Source organism: Arthrobacter sp. GAS37, from assembly GCF_044908325.1.
Classification (GTDB): Bacteria; Actinomycetota; Actinomycetes; order Actinomycetales; family Micrococcaceae; genus Arthrobacter; species Arthrobacter ramosus.
Genome location: NZ_JBIYDB010000008.1, coordinates 105,422 through 125,261 on the forward strand (window position 1 = coordinate 105,422; position 19,840 = coordinate 125,261).

The following is a 19,840-nucleotide window of genomic DNA, read 5'->3' on the forward strand; positions in this document are numbered from 1 at the left end:
TTCGCGGAGGCCGGCCGGGTGACACCCGGCCCGCGCCACGTTCCTACAAAATTTGCCTTGGTCCGAAGGCGAAGTGGTCGGCATCTGGGAGATGCCGGCCACTTCTATTCCTGAAAGAAACGATATCGGCGGGGGAGAAGCAAGACCTTGACCCGACGGACTTTGTCGTCAGTGACTTTCGGTCAGAAACGCTTCGATGTCGTGCGCGCCGTTGAGTATTTCGGCAGTGCCATGGTCCGAGGTCTGGTGGTCAATAAGCGCTGAATGTGCCAAACGGGCCATCTCCTTGGTCGGGGGGGAGAGAAGCTGCCCGTGTCGCTTGATGAGTGCCAGAGTGTCGAACATTGGCTCAGCCAAGGAGACAGCTTGCAGCCCGCGCGGGAAGACCTCGGACTCAAGCGAAGCCCTGCAGGCGATGGTGTCACCGAATCCGTCGGCAGCCAGTGAAAGTGCGGCTGACAGATATTCGACTTCAATGCCTGCATTAAGCGATAAACCACGCAGCCGAGCCCGGGCAGAGAGTTGCTTTCGGGCCGGATCTGTCTGGGCATAGTGGGCGTCGTAGAGGATCAGGGGAGCGCTGCAGATCGCCGCGATATCCGGGGGTGTCTGGACACGTTCCGGAACGGCGCTGACGTAAACCACCTCATCCCGGGCAAGGGGGAGTACGTCCAGCCGGTCGTCATCAATCGGCAAAGTGACCAGGCCCGCTTCAAGATGTCCCGAAACTACATCACTGACAGTTTCGGCGCTATTCTGCCCCACGAGACGGATACGCACATTCGGGTGTTTCTCGCGAAAGCGCTTGGCCAGATCCTGACGGATGTAGAACTCTGCATTTCGCAGGAGCCCGAACGTTGCGGTGCCACCGCCCAGAGAAAGCAGGGCGTTCACTGCTTCGGTGCCCTGCTTGGCGGAGAAAACGGTCTGCTCCGCGTAAGGTAGCAGTTCCTCCCCTGCCGCCGTGAGCACGAGCGCCCGGCCACTGCGGTTGAACAGTGGCACGCCAAACTCTGATTCCAGCCGGCGGATGAGGTCCGACACCGCCGGTTGGCTCATGCCCAATTCGGCAGCGGCAGCCGTGAAAGTCTGTCCGCTGGCTGCTGCCACAAATGCTTCAAGTTGGGCCAAGGTCATAAGTCAATCCTATAGCTCACGGGTAGATGATGCTCTATCGCTCCTTGGGGAGATGCCACCGCCGGCGATTGCCTGTGGATGAAGTAGCCGGCCCAGGAGTTCCGGGTCGAGGAGTTCCCTGTCCAACACGAGATCAACAACGGCCCTGCCAGTGCGCAGCGCTTCAGCGGCAATCTCCCCGGACATGTGGTAGCCCAGATAGGGGCTTAGGGCCGTGACGATGCCGATGCTCCGTGCGACATGGTCTTGAAGTGTTTGTTCGTTGGCTGTGATTCCGTCGATGCAGGCGTCCGCGAGCGTGTTTGCCGCTATCCGGAGGTGGTTGATGCTTCGAAACAGGCTCGAGGCTATGATCGGCTCAAAGGCGTTCAGTTGCAGCTGTCCTGCTTCCGCTGCGAGGGATATCGTTACGTCGGCGCCGATGATCTCAAATGCCACTTGGTTGACCAGTTCAGGGATGACCGGGTTCACTTTCCCGGGCATGATGCTGGAACCGGCTTGTCGAGCGGGAAGGTTGATCTCGCCGAACCCGGCGCGAGGTCCGGAAGACAGGAGGCGAAGGTCGTTGCTGATCTTGGACAACTTCACGGCTGCCCTCTTCACGGCGGCGGAAATCAGAACGAAGACGCCGCAGTCCTGAGTAGCTTCTACAAGGTCGGGGCTGGTTGTCACGGGCAATCCTGTGACCGCCATAAGCTGTTCTCGAACTATCGACGCGTAGCGGGGATGTGTGTTCAATCCGGTACCGATCGCCGTCGCCCCGAGGTTGATTTCGTGCAGATGCACCACCGCCTCTGTCAGCCGCGCAACGTCCTCTCTGATGGTGACGGCATAGCTTCTGAACTCCTGGCCCAATGTCATGGGTACCGCGTCCTGCAGTTGCGTTCGCCCCATCTTCACAATGTGGTCAAACTCCCGCGCCTTTCGTTCACACGCTGCCTGAAACTTCTCGAGTGCACCGACGAGGCCCTGGCAGCCGTGGATAGCGGCAAGTTTCAACGCGGTTGGATAGACGTCGTTCGTCGACTGGCCCATGTTGACGTGTTCGTTGGGGCTGACGAGACCGTAAGAGCCTCTTGGTTCGTTAAGGTGCTCCAACGCGCGATTGGCGATGACCTCGTTGGCGTTCATGTTCGTTGAGGTTCCGGCGCCTCCCTGGATCAGGGGAACGGGAAACTGGTCGTGTAACCCGCCCGATCGCAAGTCCCGGCAAGCGGCAACGATGGCGCCGCCCACGTCCGGGTCCAGCAATCCGAGTTCCATATTGGCTTTTGCCGCCGATTCCTTGACTGCTGCGATGGCGCTGACGAGACCGGGCGTACTGCCTACCGTTTCCCCGCCCAGTTGGAAGTTCTCCATCGCCCTGAGCGTGTGGATTCCCCAATACGCCTCGGCGGGGACCTCGCGGACACCCAACAAATCTCGCTCCACGCGCGTTCGCTGTTCCTGATCCATGATCCGTCACCTAACTCCGAGAGTGGCTGTTACTGGCCGTCACGAGTCCAGGGCCGAATGCCAAGCCCGGAACAGACCCGCAGCATTTCATAAGTAAACCTTTTGATATATCAAAAAAGACTAGCATTTCATTTGCCATGATGCTACTGTCGAGCTTCGAAAGATAAGTAAATACGTTCCTATATGTCCTCAACCAAAGCGTAATGCTATGGTTGAGTGGTTTCCAAGTAACGAGGAGCACACGCACTACCTGCGCTCTGGCTCCAGCAACGAAAGAGAAAACCATTGCGCACTTCCCTCAAGAATGCTGACGTCACCATCTCGGACCCCACCTCGTCTTCAGGCGTGAGGGAAACAGTCGAAACGGTCATCGCGGACGTTCGCGAACGCGGCGACGAAGCCGTTCGGTCCTACTCCGAGAAGTTTGACAAGTGGTCCCCCAAATCGTTCCTGCTCTCCCAGGATGAGATTGATGCCGCTATCGCCCGGCTCCCGGAGCAGACGGTTGAAGACATCAAGACTGTCCAGCGCAACGTCGAAAGGTTCGCCCGCCTGCAGCTCGAGTCACTGACAGAGTTCGAAGCGGAAGTCGAACCCGGCGTCATCCTCGGCCAGAAGAACATTCCGATCGACGCCGTAGGTGCCTACGTTCCCGGTGGTCGTTACCCGCTTCTGGCCTCAGCCCATATGACGATCGTGACCGCAAAGGTTGCCGGCGTCCGCAGGGTCGCCGCCGCCACTCCAGCGGCCGGGGGAGTAGTGCCCGATGCCTCGATTGCAGCCATGCACTTCGCAGGAGCAGACGAAATCTACTTGCTCGGCGGGGTCCAGGCCGTCGCAGCCCTGGCCGTCGGCACCGAGACAATCGCACCAGTGGATTTTCTTGCCGGCCCCGGCAACGCCTACGTCGCGGAGGCCAAGCGACAGCTGTTTGGTGAAGTTGGCATCGATCTCTTCGCAGGCCCCACCGAAGTTCTCATCGTCGCCGACGAGACGGCCGATCCTTTCTTGATCGCCGTTGACTTGCTGAGCCAGGCCGAACACGGTCCCGACTCTCCTGCGATTCTTGTCACGACCTCGCAAGCGGTCGGACAACAGGTGCTCGAAGAAGTCGACCGTCAACTGCTTGGCTTGTCGACCCGCGCAGTCGCAGAAGTGGCTTGGCGCGACCACGGCCAGGTGATTCTGGTCGATGACCTCAAAGAGGCCTACGCCGTCGCCGACGAATTTGCCAGCGAGCATGTGCAGATCCTGACGGCCAACCCCCGCGAAGCACTGGACAGCATGATCAACTATGGAGCGCTGTTCCTGGGCGAAAATACCTGTGTTTCTTTCGGTGACAAGGTCATTGGCACCAACCACGTCCTTCCGACCCGCCACGCAGCCCGATACACCGGTGGACTGTGGGTCGGGAAATACATCAAGACCGTGACCTACCAGGAGATAACTTCGGCCGCAGCCAGTGCCGAACTTGGCGAGCTACTCGGTAGGGCGGCCCGGGCAGAGAACTTCGAAGGCCATGCACGCTCCGGTGACATCAGGGCCGCGCGCCTTGCAGGAGAACGGCCGGCCTGGGCTTCCTAGTCATAAGGCGGTGGAGCGCTAACCGCGCGCGCTCCACCGCGCGGTTCGTCGAGGCGATGGTCTAGTGCGGACACTTCGCCTAGGCTAACGGCCACAGCAAAGTCTGGAAGGGACGAGGACACCTGCAAATGAACACTCCGGAATCCATAAACCGTGAATCAGCGGAAGAACCGAGCGACGACCAGGCCGTGACTGCAGCCTTGTCTGAGATTACCTACGATGAGCAGTTCTATCCTGCCCGCCCCCGTCAGCTTCGTCCCAAGGCCCGCCGTCGCCAAATGCTGGATGAAGGCCGACCGCCGTTTGACCCGGATGCGCGGAACGCCGTCTATGTTGAGTGGCTGAGAAACCAATCCATGCTCGGCGACGCAGACGCCATGTCAAGGCAGTTGTCAGGTCAGGCGAGCATGTGGCAAAAACCGTTCGCACATCCAAGTCCCCGCTCAGCCCTGGACAGGGCGTCCGTATGGTTCACCGCTTATCCCTTGTCCTTTATTACAGCTCCTGGGCAATCGTTCTTGGGTGCACTGGCGCAACCCAGTCTTTGGGATGCGTTCCAGGAAATCGGCATACATGCGCTGCACACGGGTCCCGTGAAGCGCGCCGGGGGAATCACCGGCTGGGACTACACGGCCAGCGTGGACGGACACTTCGACCGAATCAGCATGGCCATCGATCCGTCCTTCGGGACCGAAGAAGAATTCCGAGCAATGTGCCGGGCCGCCACTGATCACGGCGCAACGATCGTTGACGATATCGTTCCCGGGCATACGGGCAAGGGCCCGGACTTTCGCCTGGCGGAAATGAACTACAAAGACTATCCCGGGATCTACCATATGATCCATATCCCGGAGTCAGACTGGCATCTGCTCCCGGACGTCCCCGAAGGCAAAGACTCGGTCAACATCAGCATCGACGCGGAAAGGGCACTCCAAGAGGCCGGCTATATCATCGGCCAACTGCAGCGCGTGATCTTTTACGAACCCGACATCAAAGAGACGAACTGGAGCGCCACGCGGGCGGTTTCCGGCACGGACGGCACGATGCGCCGGTGGGTCTACTTGCACTATTTCAAAGCCGGACAGCCGTCCATCAACTGGTTGGACCCGACTTTTGCAGGCATGCGCCTTGTGATCGGCGACGCGCTCCACTCGCTGGTGGATCTTGGAACGGGCGCCTTAAGGCTGGATGCGAACGGATTCCTCGGCGTAGAGAAGAGCGCGGAGGAACTTCCCGGCTGGTCAGAGGGGCATCCCCTGTCCCAGGCCGCGAACCAGCTCATCGCGAGCATGGTGCGAAAGGTCGGAGGCTTCACTTTCCAGGAGCTCAACCTCACCATCGACGATATAAAGGAAACGTCCGTAAACGGACCCGATCTCTCCTACGACTTCGTGACCAGACCGGCCTACCACCACGCACTTGTTACCGGAAATACAGAGTTCCTTCGCCTAACACTCCGGTTGGCAATGGAGGCCGGCGTCGATCAGGCCTCCTTGGTCCATGGGCTGCAGAACCACGACGAACTGACCTATGAACTCGTCCATTTCACTACCCGGCATAAGGATGAGACCTTCAACCTCTTCGGCCAGAACCTGACCGGCGCCGGCGTCGCTGAACGGATCCAGAATGATCTCCGGGACGGCCTCACGGGAGAAGCCGCGCCGTACAACCTCCTGTTCACCACGAACGGCATCGCCTGCACCACCGCGAGCGTCATCACGGCCGCACTGGGCATACGGGACCTCGAAACCATGACTGCCGAGCAGGTGGATCAGGTCCGCGACGTGCACCTGCTCCTATCGATGTACAACGCTCTCCAGCCCGGGGTTTTTGCTCTCTCAGGCTGGGATCTCTGCGGCGTTGTTTCCGTGGACGTCGACAAAGTGGCTCAACTAGTGTCCGCGGGCGACACCAGGTGGATCAACCGCGGTGCCCACGACCTGATGGGGGTCAACCCCGGCGCCGCCGAGTCGTCCTCCGGCCTGCCCAAGGGGAGGAGCTTGTATGGAACGCTTCCGGAGCAGCTGAAGGACGAGACGTCTTTTGCTCGAAAGTTGTCCGCCGTCCTCGCTAAACGCGAGGAGCTCCAGCTTGCAAAAGGCGAACTCATCGACGTCCCTGACGTATCGCACCCAGGGATGCTCGTCATGGTCCAGCGGCTTCCCTCAGATGCCATCGCTGTCACGGTCCTGAACTTCACCGGCGAAGACATTTCCGGGACAGTTAACTCGGCACTTCTGACCCCCGGCGCCGAGGTAACGGATGCTTTCACCGGGGAGACTCTCAATTCAGTGGATGACCTACACAGTTTCTACTTCGACGTTCCCGCCTTCGCGGGAAGTCTGCTTGTGCTTCGGGAACCGGCAGCAAAGGGCGGGGAAGAAGCGCCCTGAGGGCAGCTGAATGAGAAAAACCGGCACTGCGGCCAGTCGGCGCAAGGCGTGAAGGCGGGGTACGGGAGAACGAAAAGGGGCCACATGGGCACAAAGACTCTACGGCACCGCCGTCGTGATAAGGCATCACCTCCGCACTGGATTGAGACTGCCAGACTCTGGTTGTCACGCAGCGGCACCGGGAACCAGATCGGCGAGCCTGCACTTCGCGCTCCGTCAACGATGCTTCCAAGCGGCAGCCTATTCAGCACCATCTGCGCGGGACGCCATACCCGATTTTCAGGCTCCAAATCGGAATGACCGGCAGGGGCTTGCCTGTGCACGACCTCCATCCCGGCTGCATTCGCCGGACTACCGTATCGGCTCCAGGTAGGGGTGGGAGGCTGCAAGGTCGAAGAGCGCGTTCTGGACGGCTTTTGTTCGCGCCAGACGCTGAAGTTCGCGCGGAACCGCGAGCCAGTACTTCCTGCGGAGGTGAACGGTGTCGGCAAGAATCCGCACGAGGCGCCGATCGGATTCGCCAATGAACAACGGAAGAACTGCCACTCCAAGGCCCGCAACCGTGGCCATCCACTGCCCCGTGATGTTGTTCGTCTGTATGGCGGGGCGGACTCCGGGCAGAGCCGTGTCCAGGAAGCGCAAGTCAGGAATGTCCAGAAGTGAATCCACGTAGCCGATGACCGAATGGTCTTGCAAGTCATCCACGGCTGCAATGGTTGCGTTGGTTTCCAAGTACTGCGGGGCGGCATAGAGGCCCAGCGGGTAGGCTGCCAGCGCCGTGGCCGAGACACCGCGAATGGTGGGCTCGGCCAATGAAATCCCAACGTCGAACTCCTTCGTGGCAAGCAGGTTCAAACGGGTCGCCGTCACGATCTCGATGGCAAGATCCGGATGTTTTCTTCGCAAGCCTCCAAGCCCGGGACTTAGCACGAAGGCTCCGAATCCATCAGGGGTCGCGATACGAACGGTTCCCGACAAGCGGCCTGGCTCGGATCCCAGCTCTTCTGCCGCCGCCAAGAGCGACGATTCCACAGCCTCGGCGTGAATAGCTAGCCGCTGACCGGCCTCTGTGAGCGTCCAGCCACCGGTCGATCGTACGAAGAGCCGGGAAGCCGTGGCTCGCTCAAGGTGGGAAATCCGCCGTCCTACGGTGGTGTGATCCACCCCGAGGCCTCGAGCGGCGGCTACCAGCTTCCCGGTCCGTGCAACTTCAAGAAAGAAACGTAGATCATCCGCGGAAATCACCCTCCCAGCCTATCGTGCAAATATGCACATCGAAGGGCATGTTTGCTCATTGATTCGGACTCGGAATGCATTGAGACTTGAACCGGATATTTACACGGAACCGCCTCGGATGCGCAGATGCTCGGGCGGTCGGAAAACAAAGGTGTTCCATGGTCGCAAACATCGCTCTTCCCCGAGTCATGAAGGTCGGAAGAGGTGCCGTTAATCAGCTCGGTCCCCTGCTTGAGGAACTGGGCGCAACCCGGCCGCTCATCGTTACGGATTCGTTCATGCTGACTACAGGCAGCGTTGATTCCATCATGAACTCGATCCAGCGGAGCGGTTTTGAGGCTGCGGTCTTCTCAGGCGTTGTCCCCGACCCTACGACTGCTTCCCTGACTGAGGGCGTCGCAGCTGTGCAGGACCACGAGGCTGACATCATCATCGGTCTTGGTGGTGGAAGCGCGATTGACACCGCCAAGGCCCTGGGGCTGCTCAGCCGCCAAGGCGGCCAGATGCGGGATTTCAAAGCGCCCCGGAACAACAACGGACCTTCTGTTCGAGTCGTTGCGATTCCCACAACCGCGGGCAGTGGCTCGGAAGCGACTCAGTTCTCGATCATCAGCGACTCTGAGACCCACGAGAAGATGCTCTGCGCAGGGATCTCGTTCCTTCCAGTGGCGGCAGTTATTGACTATGAGCTCACTCTCTCAATGCCGCCGCGGCTGACCGCAGATACCGGGATCGACGCCTTGACCCACGCGATAGAAGCCTACGTCAGCCGGAAAGCCAACTCCTTTTCCGATGCCTTCGCATTGTCTGCCATTCGGGCTATCGGCCCAAACCTGCGGCGAGTCTACGCTGACGGATCGAACGCGAAAGCCAGGGAAGCCATGATGCTGGCTTCCACACAGGCAGGAATCGCCTTTTCCAACTCCAGCGTGGCCCTTGTTCATGGAATGAGTCGGCCGATCGGTGCCCACTTCCACGTGGCCCACGGTCTGGCCAACGCAATGTTGTTTCCGTCTGTCACGGAATTCTCGGTCTCTGCTGCCGCGCCAAGATACGCAGACTGTGCCAGAGCGCTTGGAATTGTGAGTTCAAGCAGTTCGGACCAATATGCCGCGGAGTCTCTGGTGGCCGAATTGCACGCCCTCAACCGCGACCTTGAGGTCCCAACACCCAAAGCCTTCGGCATCGACCGCGCAGCCTGGGAGGAAAAGATACCGCTAATGGCCGAGCAGGCGCTCGCCTCCGGTTCCCCGGGCAACAATCCTCTCGTTCCGGACGCTGAGCAGATCCAAGCCATCTACAAGGAAATCTACGCGTAACTCCTCCGAAAAGACCGGACCAACGAACGACTGTCTGCCGGCGTGAACCCGGTACGGCCTCTCCTCACCTGAAGACTCTGAAAAGGATCCACCATGACCACCATCAAGCATTTCATCAACGGTGTTGAAACCGCCGGCTCCGGCGACCGCAGCCAGCCGGTCTACAACCCGGCCACGGGCGCCGTGTCCGCAACGCTGCGGCTCGCGAACCGGGCCGATCTGGACGCCACCGTCGCCGCGGCGAAGGCCGCGGCGGAAAAGTGGGGCGATTTCTCCCTGGCCAGGCGCACCGCTGTCCTGTTCAAGTTCCGTGAACTGGTCGCCGCGCACGTGGACGAACTCGCGGCCCTGGTCACCGCCGAGCACGGCAAGGTCATTTCCGACGCCAAGGGCGAGATCGGCCGCGGCCTGGAAGTCATCGAGTTCGCCTGCGGCATCCCGACCCTGCTCAAGGGCGACTATTCGGACCAGGTCTCCACCGGCATCGACGTGTTCTCCTTCCGGGAACCGCTCGGCGTCGTCGCCGGCATCACCCCGTTCAACTTCCCCGTCATGGTGCCGCTGTGGATGGCTCCGATGGCGATCGCCACCGGCAACGCGTTCATCCTCAAGCCCTCCGAACGCGACCCTTCCGCCTCGATGCTGCTGGCCAGGCTGTGGAAGCAGGCCGGCCTGCCCGACGGCGTGTTCCAGGTCCTGCACGGCGACAAGGAAACCGTCGACGGGCTCCTGACCCACCCGGATGTGGACGGCATCTCCTTCGTCGGCTCCACCCCGATCGCGCGGTACGTCCACGAGACCGCGACGGCGCACGGCAAGCGGGTCCAGGCCCTGGGCGGGGCGAAGAACCACGCGATCATCATGCCCGACGCCGACCTGGACAACGCCGCCGACCACCTGGCCGCCGCCGCGTTCGGTTCCGCCGGGGAGCGCTGCATGGCGATCTCGGTCGCGGTCGCGGTCGGGGAGGCCGCGGAGCTGCTGGTCAAGAAGGTCGAGGAACGCGCCCTCGCGGTGAAGGTCAAGAACGGCACCGAGCCCGACGCCGAAATGGGACCGGTCATCACCCCGGCCTCCAAGGAACGCATCGTGCGGATCGTCACCGAAGCCGAAGCCGCCGGTGCGGCGATGGTCGTGGACGGCCGCGACCTCGTGGTCCCCGGCCACGAGGACGGCTTCTGGGTCGGGCCCACCGTGATCGACCACGTCAAGACCGGAATGAGCGCCTACACCGAGGAAATCTTCGGACCCGTCCTCGTCGTCGTCCGCGTCGAGGACCTGGACGAAGGCATCAGGCTGATCAACGCCAACCCCTACGGCAACGGCACCGCGATCTTCACCTCCTCCGGCGCGAACGCCCGCAAGTTCCAGCGCTCCGTCACCGTCGGCATGGTGGGCATCAACGTGCCCCTGCCGGTCCCGGTGGCCTACCACTCCTTCGGCGGCTGGAAGGCCTCGCTCTTCGGCGACAAGCACATCTACGGCCCCGAAGGCGTCTCCTTCTACACCCGCGGCAAGGTCGTCACCTCCCGCTGGCCCGAACCCACCCACGCCTCCGGCGCCTCCTACAACTTCCCCTCCAACTAAGTCCCCGCCACCCAACTAGCTCGCAGTAGTTGTCGTTATGAGCCCTCATAACGACAACAAATGCGAGTCAGTTGGGCCAGCCGGGCGGCCGAGACCGGCAATCCCGGCCCTTGGGCACGATAAGCAGGCAGGATAATGACCAAACGACTGATCTGGGGGCTTGTGGGTGCCAGTGACATAGCTGCCACTCGAATGATCCCTGCAATTCGCCGTGTCGGCGATGTGGTGGCCAGCGTCGTCAGCGGCGATACCAACCATGCCAAGGCATACGCGGAACGCAACCGCATCGGAAGGCATCATGAGAGCCTTGACGCGCTCCTGGCGGATGCTTCCATCGATGCCGTCTACATTTCCAGCCGAAACCAGCATCACTACCGGCAAACAATCGCCGCGGCCAGCGCAGGAAAGCATGTCCTTTGTGAGAAACCCGTCGCAACGACCCTCGAAGAGGCACAAGCCATGGTGGAGGCCTGCCGCGTCCACAACGTGGTGCTGGCCGTCAATCACCATCTCCCAGCTGCCGGAACCCATCAAACTATTCGTGCGCTGGTCCTCTCAGGCGGCATTGGGCGACCGTTGAGCGTTAATGTCCGGCATTCGACCCTCCTCCCCGAACGCCTTCGCGGGTGGCGGCTTGAAAAGTCTCCGGGCGCCGGCGTCGTCATGGATTTGTCCTGTCACAATGCGTCAGTCGTCAATCCGCTACTAGGCACTCGCCCGCTCGATGTCGTTGCTTCAACCCTGTCGCAAAGTGATTGGTCTTCGGGTGTGGATGACGCTTCCAGCGCGTCCATCCGATACCACGCTGACACTTTGGTCGACTTCCAAGATTCATTCACCATGCCCTTCACGCCGTCCTTCATCCAGATCAACGGTGACCAAGGCAGCGTCCTTGGACATGACGTCATGACTCCCGAGCCGAAAGGCTCGATCGTACTCACGGATCACTCCGGCACGAGAGAGATTCCAGTTACCGAGCGTCGCCATACGTACGACATCACGCTCGAACGCTTCCGATCAGCAGTACGCGAGGGGGCACAGCCAGTTGTCGACGGCGTGGACGCCGCAAACGCATTGTCTGTCAGCCTCTCGATCCTGGAAGCAGGTAGAACGGGCGAGAGGCAACTGATTGAATTCATCACCCGATAGTTAGGGACCGTGTGCGGTGAAACTGGACATCCACGCCAGACCGACGGCAGCGATGACGGCAAACAACGCCGGCACGAGGAACACGAGGGGGAGCCCGATGGTGGCGACTCCGAGCCCACCGGCGAGCCCGCCCATCGCCGAGCTTACGGCGGCGGAGCTCATGAAGATCGCCGAAGCTGTGGCTACCGCTGTGGGCAGCAGCCGCTGCGCGACGACGATGCCCAATGCCGCGAACACTCCCCAAACCCCGCCCATGAGGATCTGGCCGGCGAACAGTCCGAGGGCGGTGCCCGTGGTGGCGAAGCAGATGTTCGCCGCGACGCCGAATCCTGCTGCCAGGATCATCAGCCGCATCATCCCTGTTCTCCTGGCAACAAAGACAGCCAACGGCATTAGAGCGAGTTCCACGAGTGGCTGGACGCCGATAATCGCCCCGCCGAGCGCAGGAGTCAGTCGGAGCTGTTCGTTCATGTAGATCGGAAGGTAGGCGTACTTGATCGATTCGCCGGCGTACACGCACATGTAGAGCGCAGTGAACATGAGCAAGGGGGTCATCTGCCGGAGCCCGGGCTTTGCGGCATGTACAGGTAGGCTCTCCGCCCCGATGTCGACGCGAGTGCCGCGAGGTGCCGATCCCCTCAATGTCAGGAGCGGCACAATTTGGGCGAGAGTGCATAAAGCGGTCGCGAAAAGCATCACGCGAGGGCCGGCATTTGCGGCCAGGAATGACCCCGCTGCCGGCCCGATCACCCAGCCGCCGGTCAACGCCATACGTACTATGGCGACCACGCCATCATTGCCCGCCTTTGGGCGCGCACTGATCTCGTCGTGAAGGGCGGCGAACACCTGCGACGTGGCGGCGCCTGCAAATCCGAGGACAATGGCACTTACGACGAACGGCATCCACAGCTGGGTCGAGAATGCGATTCCTGTCCAGCCCAGGAAACCGGCGACGGCGCACACGCGAAACAGGCCTAGGCGACGGCCCGTCCGGTCAGAGCGCGCGCCAACCAGGTATCCCGCTATCGGTGCCGTGAGGCTAGTCAGGTAGTAGAGCCCGGCAACAGTGAGTGATGCGTGGAGCTCATGGACCAGGAACGAGGCGATCTGGGGTGCCGCCGCAGAGAACCCGAGGCCTGACAGGAACATCGCAACTGTTGCCCCCCGGTAAAGGGGAGTTTCGAGGACGAGCCGGAGCGGAGTCCTCCGCTCCGCCGCCGAGCCAGCAAGGACAGGGTCGGAGTCTTCGACAGCCTTCGGTGCGGTCATTCGGGGATCACAGTGCTTTCTAAGCGGCCGGGTGCGCGGGTCCGTCGATCGATCAACCCGAATTCTTCCACTGTAAGAATATAGGACGCGGGCGCACAGGGAAACCCCGAACGGGCATGGGAATGCTCGGACATGGGGGGTGCAGATCGGGCGCATCGAGGCCCGTTTGCCGCGAGCTAACGCATCAGGGCTGGCCCAGCAGGCGGCAACAGCCGTTCCAGGATTGCCAACGAACGGTGCACGTCCACGTCGACCGGGCTGAGCAGCCATTGCAGTTGCAAACCATCGGAAGCGGCGGCAACCAGCGCTGCAGCATCGTCGGCATCGATGTCCGCCGCGATGGATCCGGATCGCTGACCGGCCCTGACCCTTTCGGCTAGATCGGCCCGAACGCGGCGGAAACGCTCCTGGATGAAGTCCCGCGTGATCGGGTGATGGTGCTCCTGTAGCGCGTCAGTGGTCAGCGTCGCGTACAGCTCAACCAGGCCAGGAATTGCGCGGTTACGTTCGGCACTCTTTTCCATCACGGACACGGCCGAGACGTCGGCCGCATCGGACGGCTCATGAACCATGCCTTCGTGTTCTCGGTAGACCGCGACCAGGAGCTCATCGCGCGACGCAAAGTAGTATCGCAGCGCGGCGTGCGAAACGCCGATCGCAGCTCCAATCGCGCGCAACGAAGAGCCAACTCCTTGTTCGGCGAACAGTTCGATAGCGCGTAAGAGAATCTGGGCTCGTCGTTCGGGGGCTTTCCGGTATGACCGCCCACGCTCCTCGGCTTGATCGTTGGCCATCCCACCATCGTACGTGAGGTGGCAGAAGCCATCCGCTTGGAGCACGGGTTAGAAGCTTGGCCGCCAGGTCTCGACGGCGTCATCGCTGACTGCGACGACCTCGCGCCAGCGGTCGAACAGCGAGCAGGGGTGGGAGATGCCCAGGTCCACGATGTCGCCGACCTGCAGGCCTTCGGCGTCGTCCACGATGGCGTGGTGGTCGAAGAGGCGGGTCAGTGTGGCGCCTGCGCCGGCAGGCAGGAGGGCCCCGTTACGGTACCGGGAGACGATCACCGGCAGGCCGGCGTCGTACGCCAGCTCGCGTTTGCCCGCGTTCAGGACCACGCGCCCGGCTTCCGGGGCGGAGATGACCAGTGCCCGCACCACGGCCGCGGCGGTGAGGCCGGGGACCGGGGATACCCGCTGGTAGGTGCCGTGATCGTGCACGACGTAGCAGCCTGAACGGAGCACGTTGATGGAGGCGTTGTGCGGCAGGAACGCGGCCGCGCGGTCCTGGAACGCGGAGCCGCCGTTGCTGAAGACGGGCAGCTCCACCTCGAAGGCGGGGTGCAGTTCATCGTAAATGTCGCGGGCGAGGCGGCAGTGTGAATCGATCCCGGCCAGGTTTTCATCCGTGCGGGTGTTCGGTGCCACACCCTCGTAGGCACTGACGCCGGCCAGCAGCAGGCCGCCGGCGGCACGGATCTGCTCGGCCAGGGGCCCGGCCTCGGCCTCGCTGCGGATCCCGGTGCGGCCGCCGGGGGTTCCGACGTCGATCAGTACGTTCAGCGGCCGGGGCGAGTCTTCGAATACCTCGGCCATGGCCCGGACGCCCGTCGCTGAATCGGCCAGGCAGTAGATCTCCAGTTCCGGTGCGGCCGCCAGCCAGGCACGCAGCTGCTCGAGGTGTCCGCGGAACAGCATCTCGTTCGCGATGAGGATCCGGGTGGCACCCCACTCGATGGCGTGGGCGGCCTGCGCGGTGGTCGCCACGGTCACGCCCCAAGAGCCTGGCAACTGCCGGCGGACGATCTCGCCTGTCATGGTGGTCTTGATGTGCGGGGCCAGCACCATGCCGTGCTCCCGTGTCCAGGCCTCTTTGATGCCGATATTGCGCTCGACGGCGGCAACGTCCAGGAGCATCTGCGGCAAGGTGTGGAGCGGGAGGGCGGCGTCAAGGTGCGGCATGCGGTGCGATTCTCTCGGGATTGTTCGGGAAGCTGGGTACTCGGAGATCCTATCCGGGTTCAGTAACTAGAGAACCCTGGACAGATCGCGGCGAATGACAAGTAGCCGCCACTCGGGCGGTTGCGACGCGGAGTGAGTATGGTCTTTCACGTGTCAGACCGTTCAGGCGCATCGTCGTGTGGTCGGCTGCCACGAGCCGAGCTCAGGCCATAGGAGGTCAAATCATGTCCGTCATCATTGCAACCAAGGTTTCCGGTGACACGAGCGTTTTCGCCAAGTCGCTCAGGGAACGCGCGGACGAGTACCGCCAGTGGGGCGAGCGCGGCCGGGCGGCGGGCGCGATCCACCATCAGTTCGCGGTCGGGGACGGGTTTGTCCTCGTGGTCGATGAATGGGAATCGACAGAGGCATTCCAGAAATTCTTCGGTGATCCAGAGATCCAGGCGTTCATCGGCTCGGTCGGCGGCGATCCCAAGGTGGCCCCTGAAGTCACCGTGGGGGAATCCGTCGACTCTGCGGACAAGTACTAGCTGACGATCCGGGCCGATCCTAGCATGACGGTCCCTGTCAACGTACAGACTGTTCGTCCGCGCATGCTGGCCGCCGTCCGGCGTGAGATCGCGCCGGACGAAATTGGCTCGGCCTGGGGGCCTGCGGTGGGCAAGGTCTGGGACTTCATTCGCAGTCAGCCGGGTCTGTGGACGGACGGCCACAACATCTTCGTTTACCACCACCCGAACAAGCCTGACGCGCCCCTTCAGTGCGACTTCGGCGTCGAAGTCACGCGCACTTTTGAAACGGTGGGCGAGGTATACGCGACTGAAACGCCCGCGGGCCAGGCTGCCGTAGCAGTCCATCATGGGCCATACCACCGCATGGACGAGGCATACACCGCGATCGAGGAGTGGATAGCGGCGAATCACAGGGAGTCTGCCGGGCACTCCTGGGAGATCTACGGAGATCCGACACCCGATTCGGCCGACACGGAAACGACGATCGTGCACCTTTTGAAGTAGGGCACCGCTTCACCGGGACCACAGTTCGTCGAGCAGCCGTAGCACTTGATCGGGCTGCTCGACGTGGGCAAAGTGGCCGCAGCGCGGAATTGTCGCCAGCCGGGTGTGGGGGACCATAACTGCCAACCGGGCCAGATCAGACTCGGGCGTGAACACATCGCTGTCGCCGCGGATTGCCAGCACCGGGCAGAGGATACCGCGCCACTGGCCGAAATCGTAGTGGGCGGCGGCCCTGGTGGCAGCGGAGAAGCTGGCCGGCCGGGCATCGTCGCCGAGCTCGCGGAACACCGCCGGTGGAACGGCTGCCGTATCTGCGAAGAACGGGGACATCAACGGTCGCATGAGGGGTGTGGCGGCGATCGTGCGTACCAGGGCCGTTCCTGCCGGACCGAGGACCGCCATGGAGCGCATGGCCAGCAGCATGCCGGTGAACGCCGCGAATCCGCGAAGACCGCGCAACGGCGTCCGGGATGCCTCGGACACGCCGAAGGTGGTGGCTGAAATGGCGGCTATGCTGGCGGTCTGTTCCGGCCAAGCCGCGGCCATGTGCAAGGCCAGGAAGCCGCCCATGGAGTGGCCCACCAGGTTCCACCGCCGGTAGCCGAGCGCGTTCAGCACCCCGGCGACGGCGAGTGCCATCGCCTCGATGCTGAACTCTTCGAACCGGGCACCCTTTGTGGATTCGCCCCAGCCCGGCAGGTCAATCAGGACCCGGTCTTGGGCAGGTGCCCCGGAAAGCAGAGCCTGGAAAGTGGTCCAGGATCCCGCGGCGCCGTGGATGTAGACCTCCGGGGTGCCGGACGCGCCACTCGGTCCCCGGCTACCCTCCTGGATACGCACCATGCAGGGACCCAGCTCCGTGGGAAGGACTTGCCGCCGCAACGCGGGGGCGCTTTTCTGCTGAACATTCATGGTCGCCTTCGCTCCTGCTCTCTAAGACGGGTTCGTAGCCGCAGAGGTGACGGACGGGAGCAACGACGACGGGCGGGTCCACGACGCGCATATGCCGGAACCTCGCGGTCAGGGGGTGAGGGGGCCTTGCAGAACGCGGACCGCGAGGTCTTTATCGCCTTCGATGATCGCCGTTTCCACGAGACTTGACCGGCCCCAGAGACCCAGGTACATCCCGTGTAGCGGGGCGGTAATCGAGGCCTCGGCGGACCCTTGGCCGACCTTCCATCTGCGGTCCCCGGGTACCTGGAAGGTCACTGCCCCTTCCGGTTGGGGCATCCGTCCCAGCCGAAGTTGTCGCGGCGTGAACATTGTCAGGATTTCGTCGATTCCGTCGAGCATGAAATCTTCTGCGAAAGAGGGGACCGCCAACCCTGATGCTTGGTACGCGTCGATGAGGTGGACGGCGTGTTCATGTGCCTGGCGCCGACGCCAGAACCCGGCTTTGCGCGGGGGTGGGCCAAAGTTCCAGCACGGTTTTTCGGGATCTAGCGCCGCCATTGTCCCGAGAAAGGCGTCCGTGCCTTCGAGGAACCACGTTACGGCTCCGGTAGCCGGTGGTGCCGATTCCTCGACGAACTTCCCCGAAAGGACTATTTCGGCTGCCCAACGTTCGATTGACCCCAGGTGCCCGAAGAGATCCTTGAGCGTCCAGTCAGGACAGGCCGGCACCGGACGAGTCAGAAGGTCCTCGGGCTGGCGTGCCAAGACGCCTAGGCGGTCCAGGCTGCTGGCCAGCTCAGTAAGATAGCGATCCGGTGACATATGCCGAGCATAATCTGCCAGCTGGTTTCCTTGAATTCCAGCAGCGGATCTTGGCTCGAAGACGGGGCGGACGGCCACACCAACCGTGCCTCGGGTCCACCCATTCCACACAGACAAGCTGCAGATATGAAGCAGGCTTACTATGGTGGGAGTATGCCGGACTTAAACGACTGGACAACTCCACGGTTGCTCTCGACTGCAGCGCGACTGGTCGAGCATGCCTGGAATGGAGAGCTTGCCGTCCTGGGCCTGACCCATGCGGGGGTCATTGCGCTGGAAGTGCTCGATACGGAAGGGTCCATGGTGCAGGCCCGGCTTTCAGCCAAAGTCCGGGTGCAGGCGCAGACCATGGGACAGACACTTTCGAGGCTGGAAGCGCACGGGCATATTACCCGGGAACGTAGCCGCCTGGATGGGCGCTCGCAGCGGGTGGCTGTTTCCGGGTTGGGCGGTCTTCTAGCGCCGGATCGACGCCCGACTACCCGATTGCATGCTGCCGTCGCCTCACTACCGTGGCAACCGCCAGGATCACGACGACGGCGCCCAGTCCCCATCGCGCCGCCAACTGGCCGTAGGGTTCGGCCCCGGTGAAATACATCAGGGCCAGCACGGGAGCGATGGCAGTGAACTCGTAGCGACGGCTCAGCACGACGAAGGGCAGAAGCAGCAGTGCGTACCAGGGGTAGCTGGGCGAGACGATCAGCAGCATTCCTCCGACCATCAAGACCTGCCCGTCCCAAGGCCGGACGGCGTCAGTGGACCGCCACACGTAAAAGCCCAGACCGAGCAGCAGCACCAGTGCGGCCGGCCCAGCCCAACTGGCCGGGAGCACCAGCTTCAACAGGGTGAAGCGCGGGCTGTCCTGCCCGTCGTATCCCTCCGATCGAAGGTATTCGGGCAGATAGCCCAGTACTGCCGAACCGCTGGCGAGGACATACGGTACGTACGCCATGGCAAATGTGGCAATGGCCGCGGCGACGAAGCGGACCGGCCGACGGTACAGCAGGGCCGGGGCGCTGACGGCTGGAATGAGCTTGGTGGCCACCGCCGCACCAAAGGCCACACCGGAACCCAGCGTGCGCCCGCCCACCAGAAGCAGCGCTGCCGCCAAGGCCAGAGCGGCGCCCGACGCATCCACGTGCGCACCGTTGATGGCTTCAAAGGCCACCAGCGGAGACCATGCCCACCACACGGCTTGGTGTGCGGGCCTTCCGGTGCGGCGCAGGAACGCCAGCAGCGCCACCGTGATGGCGAGGCTGAGCAGCAGCCCGGCCAGCTGGAAGGCGATGAAACCCACCTCGGAACCAGGGATGAGCCGCACTGCTAGAAAATACAACTCCGCCACCGCCGGATAGACGGTGGGCACGGCAGGCCTGTTGATGGCCGTGCACAGGGTGCTGCCGCCGGGAATGTTGGTGGTGGTCTCGGTACCAGTGGGGAAGGGATTGCTATGGCATGTTCCGTCCGGTCCGGCGTCCTGGAACAGCCAGGCCGGACGCAGCGGCCGCAACGCCTCGTCCGCCGGAACGTGGGCATAAGGGGAGATTCCGGCTTTCTGGACGATGCCGTCCCACGCATAGCGCGCGGAGTCGTTGCTCGTGGCCGGCGGTGCGGCGATAGCCGCGGCTCCCACCAGAAGGGAGCCCAGGAGCACGACGGCGGCCGCAAAGCGCGCCGGGATCCGGCGCGCCACCAGTGCCGCCGGGACGAAGACGGTCCAGGCCGCCAGCGTGCCAAGGGGGGACACCCACTCCGCGGACGGATCGGTAGTAACCGTCCACCAGACGACGACGGCGAGCAAAGCCACCAGGGCCAGCGCCACCACCGCAGCCGAAGTGCCGGCGTGCGAGGGCCGCTTTTCCGGCGAGCGGCTTCCGACCGGCCCGGATGCGTCGCTTCCGGACGCGCGCCGGGGTGTTGATTCGCTCACCCTTTGATCCTGCATCACTTGCAGGCCGGTGGGCCATGAATCCAAAGGACCGTTTGCCTTTCGTAAGGTCTGGACCGGGACGACGGGC

General features: G+C 62.6%; 17 protein-coding genes. 8 read left to right on the top strand and 9 right to left on the bottom strand.

Translation table 11 applies throughout. The features are described 5' to 3' along the window. Window positions 1-168: 168 nt before the first annotated feature. Both ABH924_RS09425 and ABH924_RS09430 read right to left on the bottom strand, forming a co-directional pair. Window positions 169-1,137, bottom strand: coding sequence for a LysR family transcriptional regulator (locus ABH924_RS09425; protein WP_234753629.1), 969 nt, complete (start codon window positions 1,135-1,137; stop codon window positions 169-171). A gap of 9 nt (window positions 1,138-1,146) precedes the next feature. After that, the gene (locus ABH924_RS09430; protein WP_404498272.1) at window positions 1,147-2,592 is read right to left on the bottom strand and encodes an aspartate ammonia-lyase; all 1,446 of its coding nucleotides are present in this window, start codon (window positions 2,590-2,592) and stop codon (window positions 1,147-1,149) included. Between the two features lie 285 nt (window positions 2,593-2,877). On the opposite strand from ABH924_RS09430, the gene hisD reads away from it, so the two are divergent. Next, the gene (gene hisD / locus ABH924_RS09435; RefSeq protein ID WP_404498274.1) at window positions 2,878-4,176 is read left to right on the top strand and encodes a histidinol dehydrogenase; all 1,299 of its coding nucleotides are present in this window, start codon (window positions 2,878-2,880) and stop codon (window positions 4,174-4,176) included. A 128-nt stretch (window positions 4,177-4,304) separates the two neighbouring features. Beyond that, window positions 4,305-6,569 carry a maltose alpha-D-glucosyltransferase gene (gene treS / locus ABH924_RS09440; RefSeq protein WP_404498276.1) on the top strand — a complete coding sequence of 755 codons (2,265 nt, stop codon included), beginning with the start codon at window positions 4,305-4,307 and terminating at the stop codon, window positions 6,567-6,569. A gap of 351 nt (window positions 6,570-6,920) precedes the next feature. On the opposite strand, the gene ABH924_RS09445 is transcribed toward treS, so the two are convergent. Then, window positions 6,921-7,814, bottom strand: a complete 894-nt coding sequence (locus ABH924_RS09445; protein ID WP_234753632.1) for a LysR family transcriptional regulator — start codon at window positions 7,812-7,814, stop codon at window positions 6,921-6,923. A gap of 149 nt (window positions 7,815-7,963) precedes the next feature. Here ABH924_RS09445 and ABH924_RS09450 point away from each other — a divergent pair, with 149 nt between their 5' ends. The 3 genes from ABH924_RS09450 (at window position 7,964) to ABH924_RS09460 (ending at window position 11,860) form a co-directional block, all read left to right on the top strand. Next, window positions 7,964-9,124 carry an iron-containing alcohol dehydrogenase gene (locus ABH924_RS09450; protein ID WP_404498278.1) on the top strand — a complete coding sequence of 387 codons (1,161 nt, stop codon included), beginning with the start codon at window positions 7,964-7,966 and terminating at the stop codon, window positions 9,122-9,124. 93 nt (window positions 9,125-9,217) lie between these two features. Beyond that, window positions 9,218-10,711, top strand: coding sequence for a CoA-acylating methylmalonate-semialdehyde dehydrogenase (locus ABH924_RS09455; RefSeq protein ID WP_404498280.1), 1,494 nt, complete (start codon window positions 9,218-9,220; stop codon window positions 10,709-10,711). A 135-nt stretch (window positions 10,712-10,846) separates the two neighbouring features. Continuing rightward, a complete protein-coding gene (locus tag ABH924_RS09460; RefSeq protein ID WP_234754522.1) occupies window positions 10,847-11,860 on the top strand; it encodes a Gfo/Idh/MocA family protein in 1,014 nt (337 codons plus the stop codon). On the opposite strand, the gene ABH924_RS09465 is transcribed toward ABH924_RS09460, so the two are convergent. The 3 genes from ABH924_RS09465 to ABH924_RS09475 form a co-directional block, all read right to left on the bottom strand. Next, window positions 11,861-13,129: an MFS transporter gene (locus ABH924_RS09465; protein ID WP_404498282.1), complete on the bottom strand. Its 1,269-nt coding sequence runs from the start codon at window positions 13,127-13,129 to the stop codon at window positions 11,861-11,863. A 176-nt stretch (window positions 13,130-13,305) separates the two neighbouring features. After that, window positions 13,306-13,923, bottom strand: a complete 618-nt coding sequence (locus tag ABH924_RS09470) for a TetR/AcrR family transcriptional regulator (protein WP_404498284.1) — start codon at window positions 13,921-13,923, stop codon at window positions 13,306-13,308. Window positions 13,924-13,971: 48 nt separating this feature from the next. Continuing rightward, on the bottom strand, window positions 13,972-15,090 hold the full coding sequence (locus ABH924_RS09475; protein WP_404498286.1) for an alanine racemase: 1,119 nt from the start codon (window positions 15,088-15,090) through the stop codon (window positions 13,972-13,974). A gap of 224 nt (window positions 15,091-15,314) precedes the next feature. Here ABH924_RS09475 and ABH924_RS09480 point away from each other — a divergent pair, with 224 nt between their 5' ends. Together ABH924_RS09480 and ABH924_RS09485 are read left to right on the top strand one after the other, a co-directional pair. Continuing rightward, on the top strand, window positions 15,315-15,620 hold the full coding sequence (locus ABH924_RS09480; RefSeq protein ID WP_404498288.1) for a hypothetical protein: 306 nt from the start codon (window positions 15,315-15,317) through the stop codon (window positions 15,618-15,620). A 24-nt stretch (window positions 15,621-15,644) separates the two neighbouring features. Next, window positions 15,645-16,106 carry a GyrI-like domain-containing protein gene (locus tag ABH924_RS09485; protein ID WP_404498290.1) on the top strand — a complete coding sequence of 154 codons (462 nt, stop codon included), beginning with the start codon at window positions 15,645-15,647 and terminating at the stop codon, window positions 16,104-16,106. 9 nt (window positions 16,107-16,115) lie between these two features. Here the strand turns inward: ABH924_RS09485 and ABH924_RS09490 are convergent, their stop codons facing one another. Beyond that, window positions 16,116-17,018 (bottom strand): alpha/beta fold hydrolase, encoded by a 903-nt coding sequence (locus ABH924_RS09490; protein ID WP_404498292.1) that lies wholly within the window; start codon window positions 17,016-17,018, stop codon window positions 16,116-16,118. 108 nt (window positions 17,019-17,126) lie between these two features. Continuing rightward, window positions 17,127-17,822 (bottom strand): maleylpyruvate isomerase family mycothiol-dependent enzyme, encoded by a 696-nt coding sequence (locus ABH924_RS09495; protein WP_404498294.1) that lies wholly within the window; start codon window positions 17,820-17,822, stop codon window positions 17,127-17,129. Window positions 17,823-17,975: 153 nt separating this feature from the next. On the opposite strand from ABH924_RS09495, the gene ABH924_RS09500 reads away from it, so the two are divergent. Beyond that, window positions 17,976-18,413, top strand: coding sequence for a MarR family winged helix-turn-helix transcriptional regulator (locus tag ABH924_RS09500; RefSeq protein WP_404498296.1), 438 nt, complete (start codon window positions 17,976-17,978; stop codon window positions 18,411-18,413). On the opposite strand, the gene ABH924_RS09505 is transcribed toward ABH924_RS09500, so the two are convergent. Beyond that, complete coding sequence (locus tag ABH924_RS09505; RefSeq protein ID WP_404498298.1) at window positions 18,301-19,752, bottom strand: glycosyltransferase 87 family protein; 1,452 nt, start codon at window positions 19,750-19,752, stop codon at window positions 18,301-18,303. The two genes, ABH924_RS09500 and ABH924_RS09505, sit on opposite strands and share 113 nt — an antisense overlap. Window positions 19,753-19,840 lie beyond the last annotated feature (88 nt).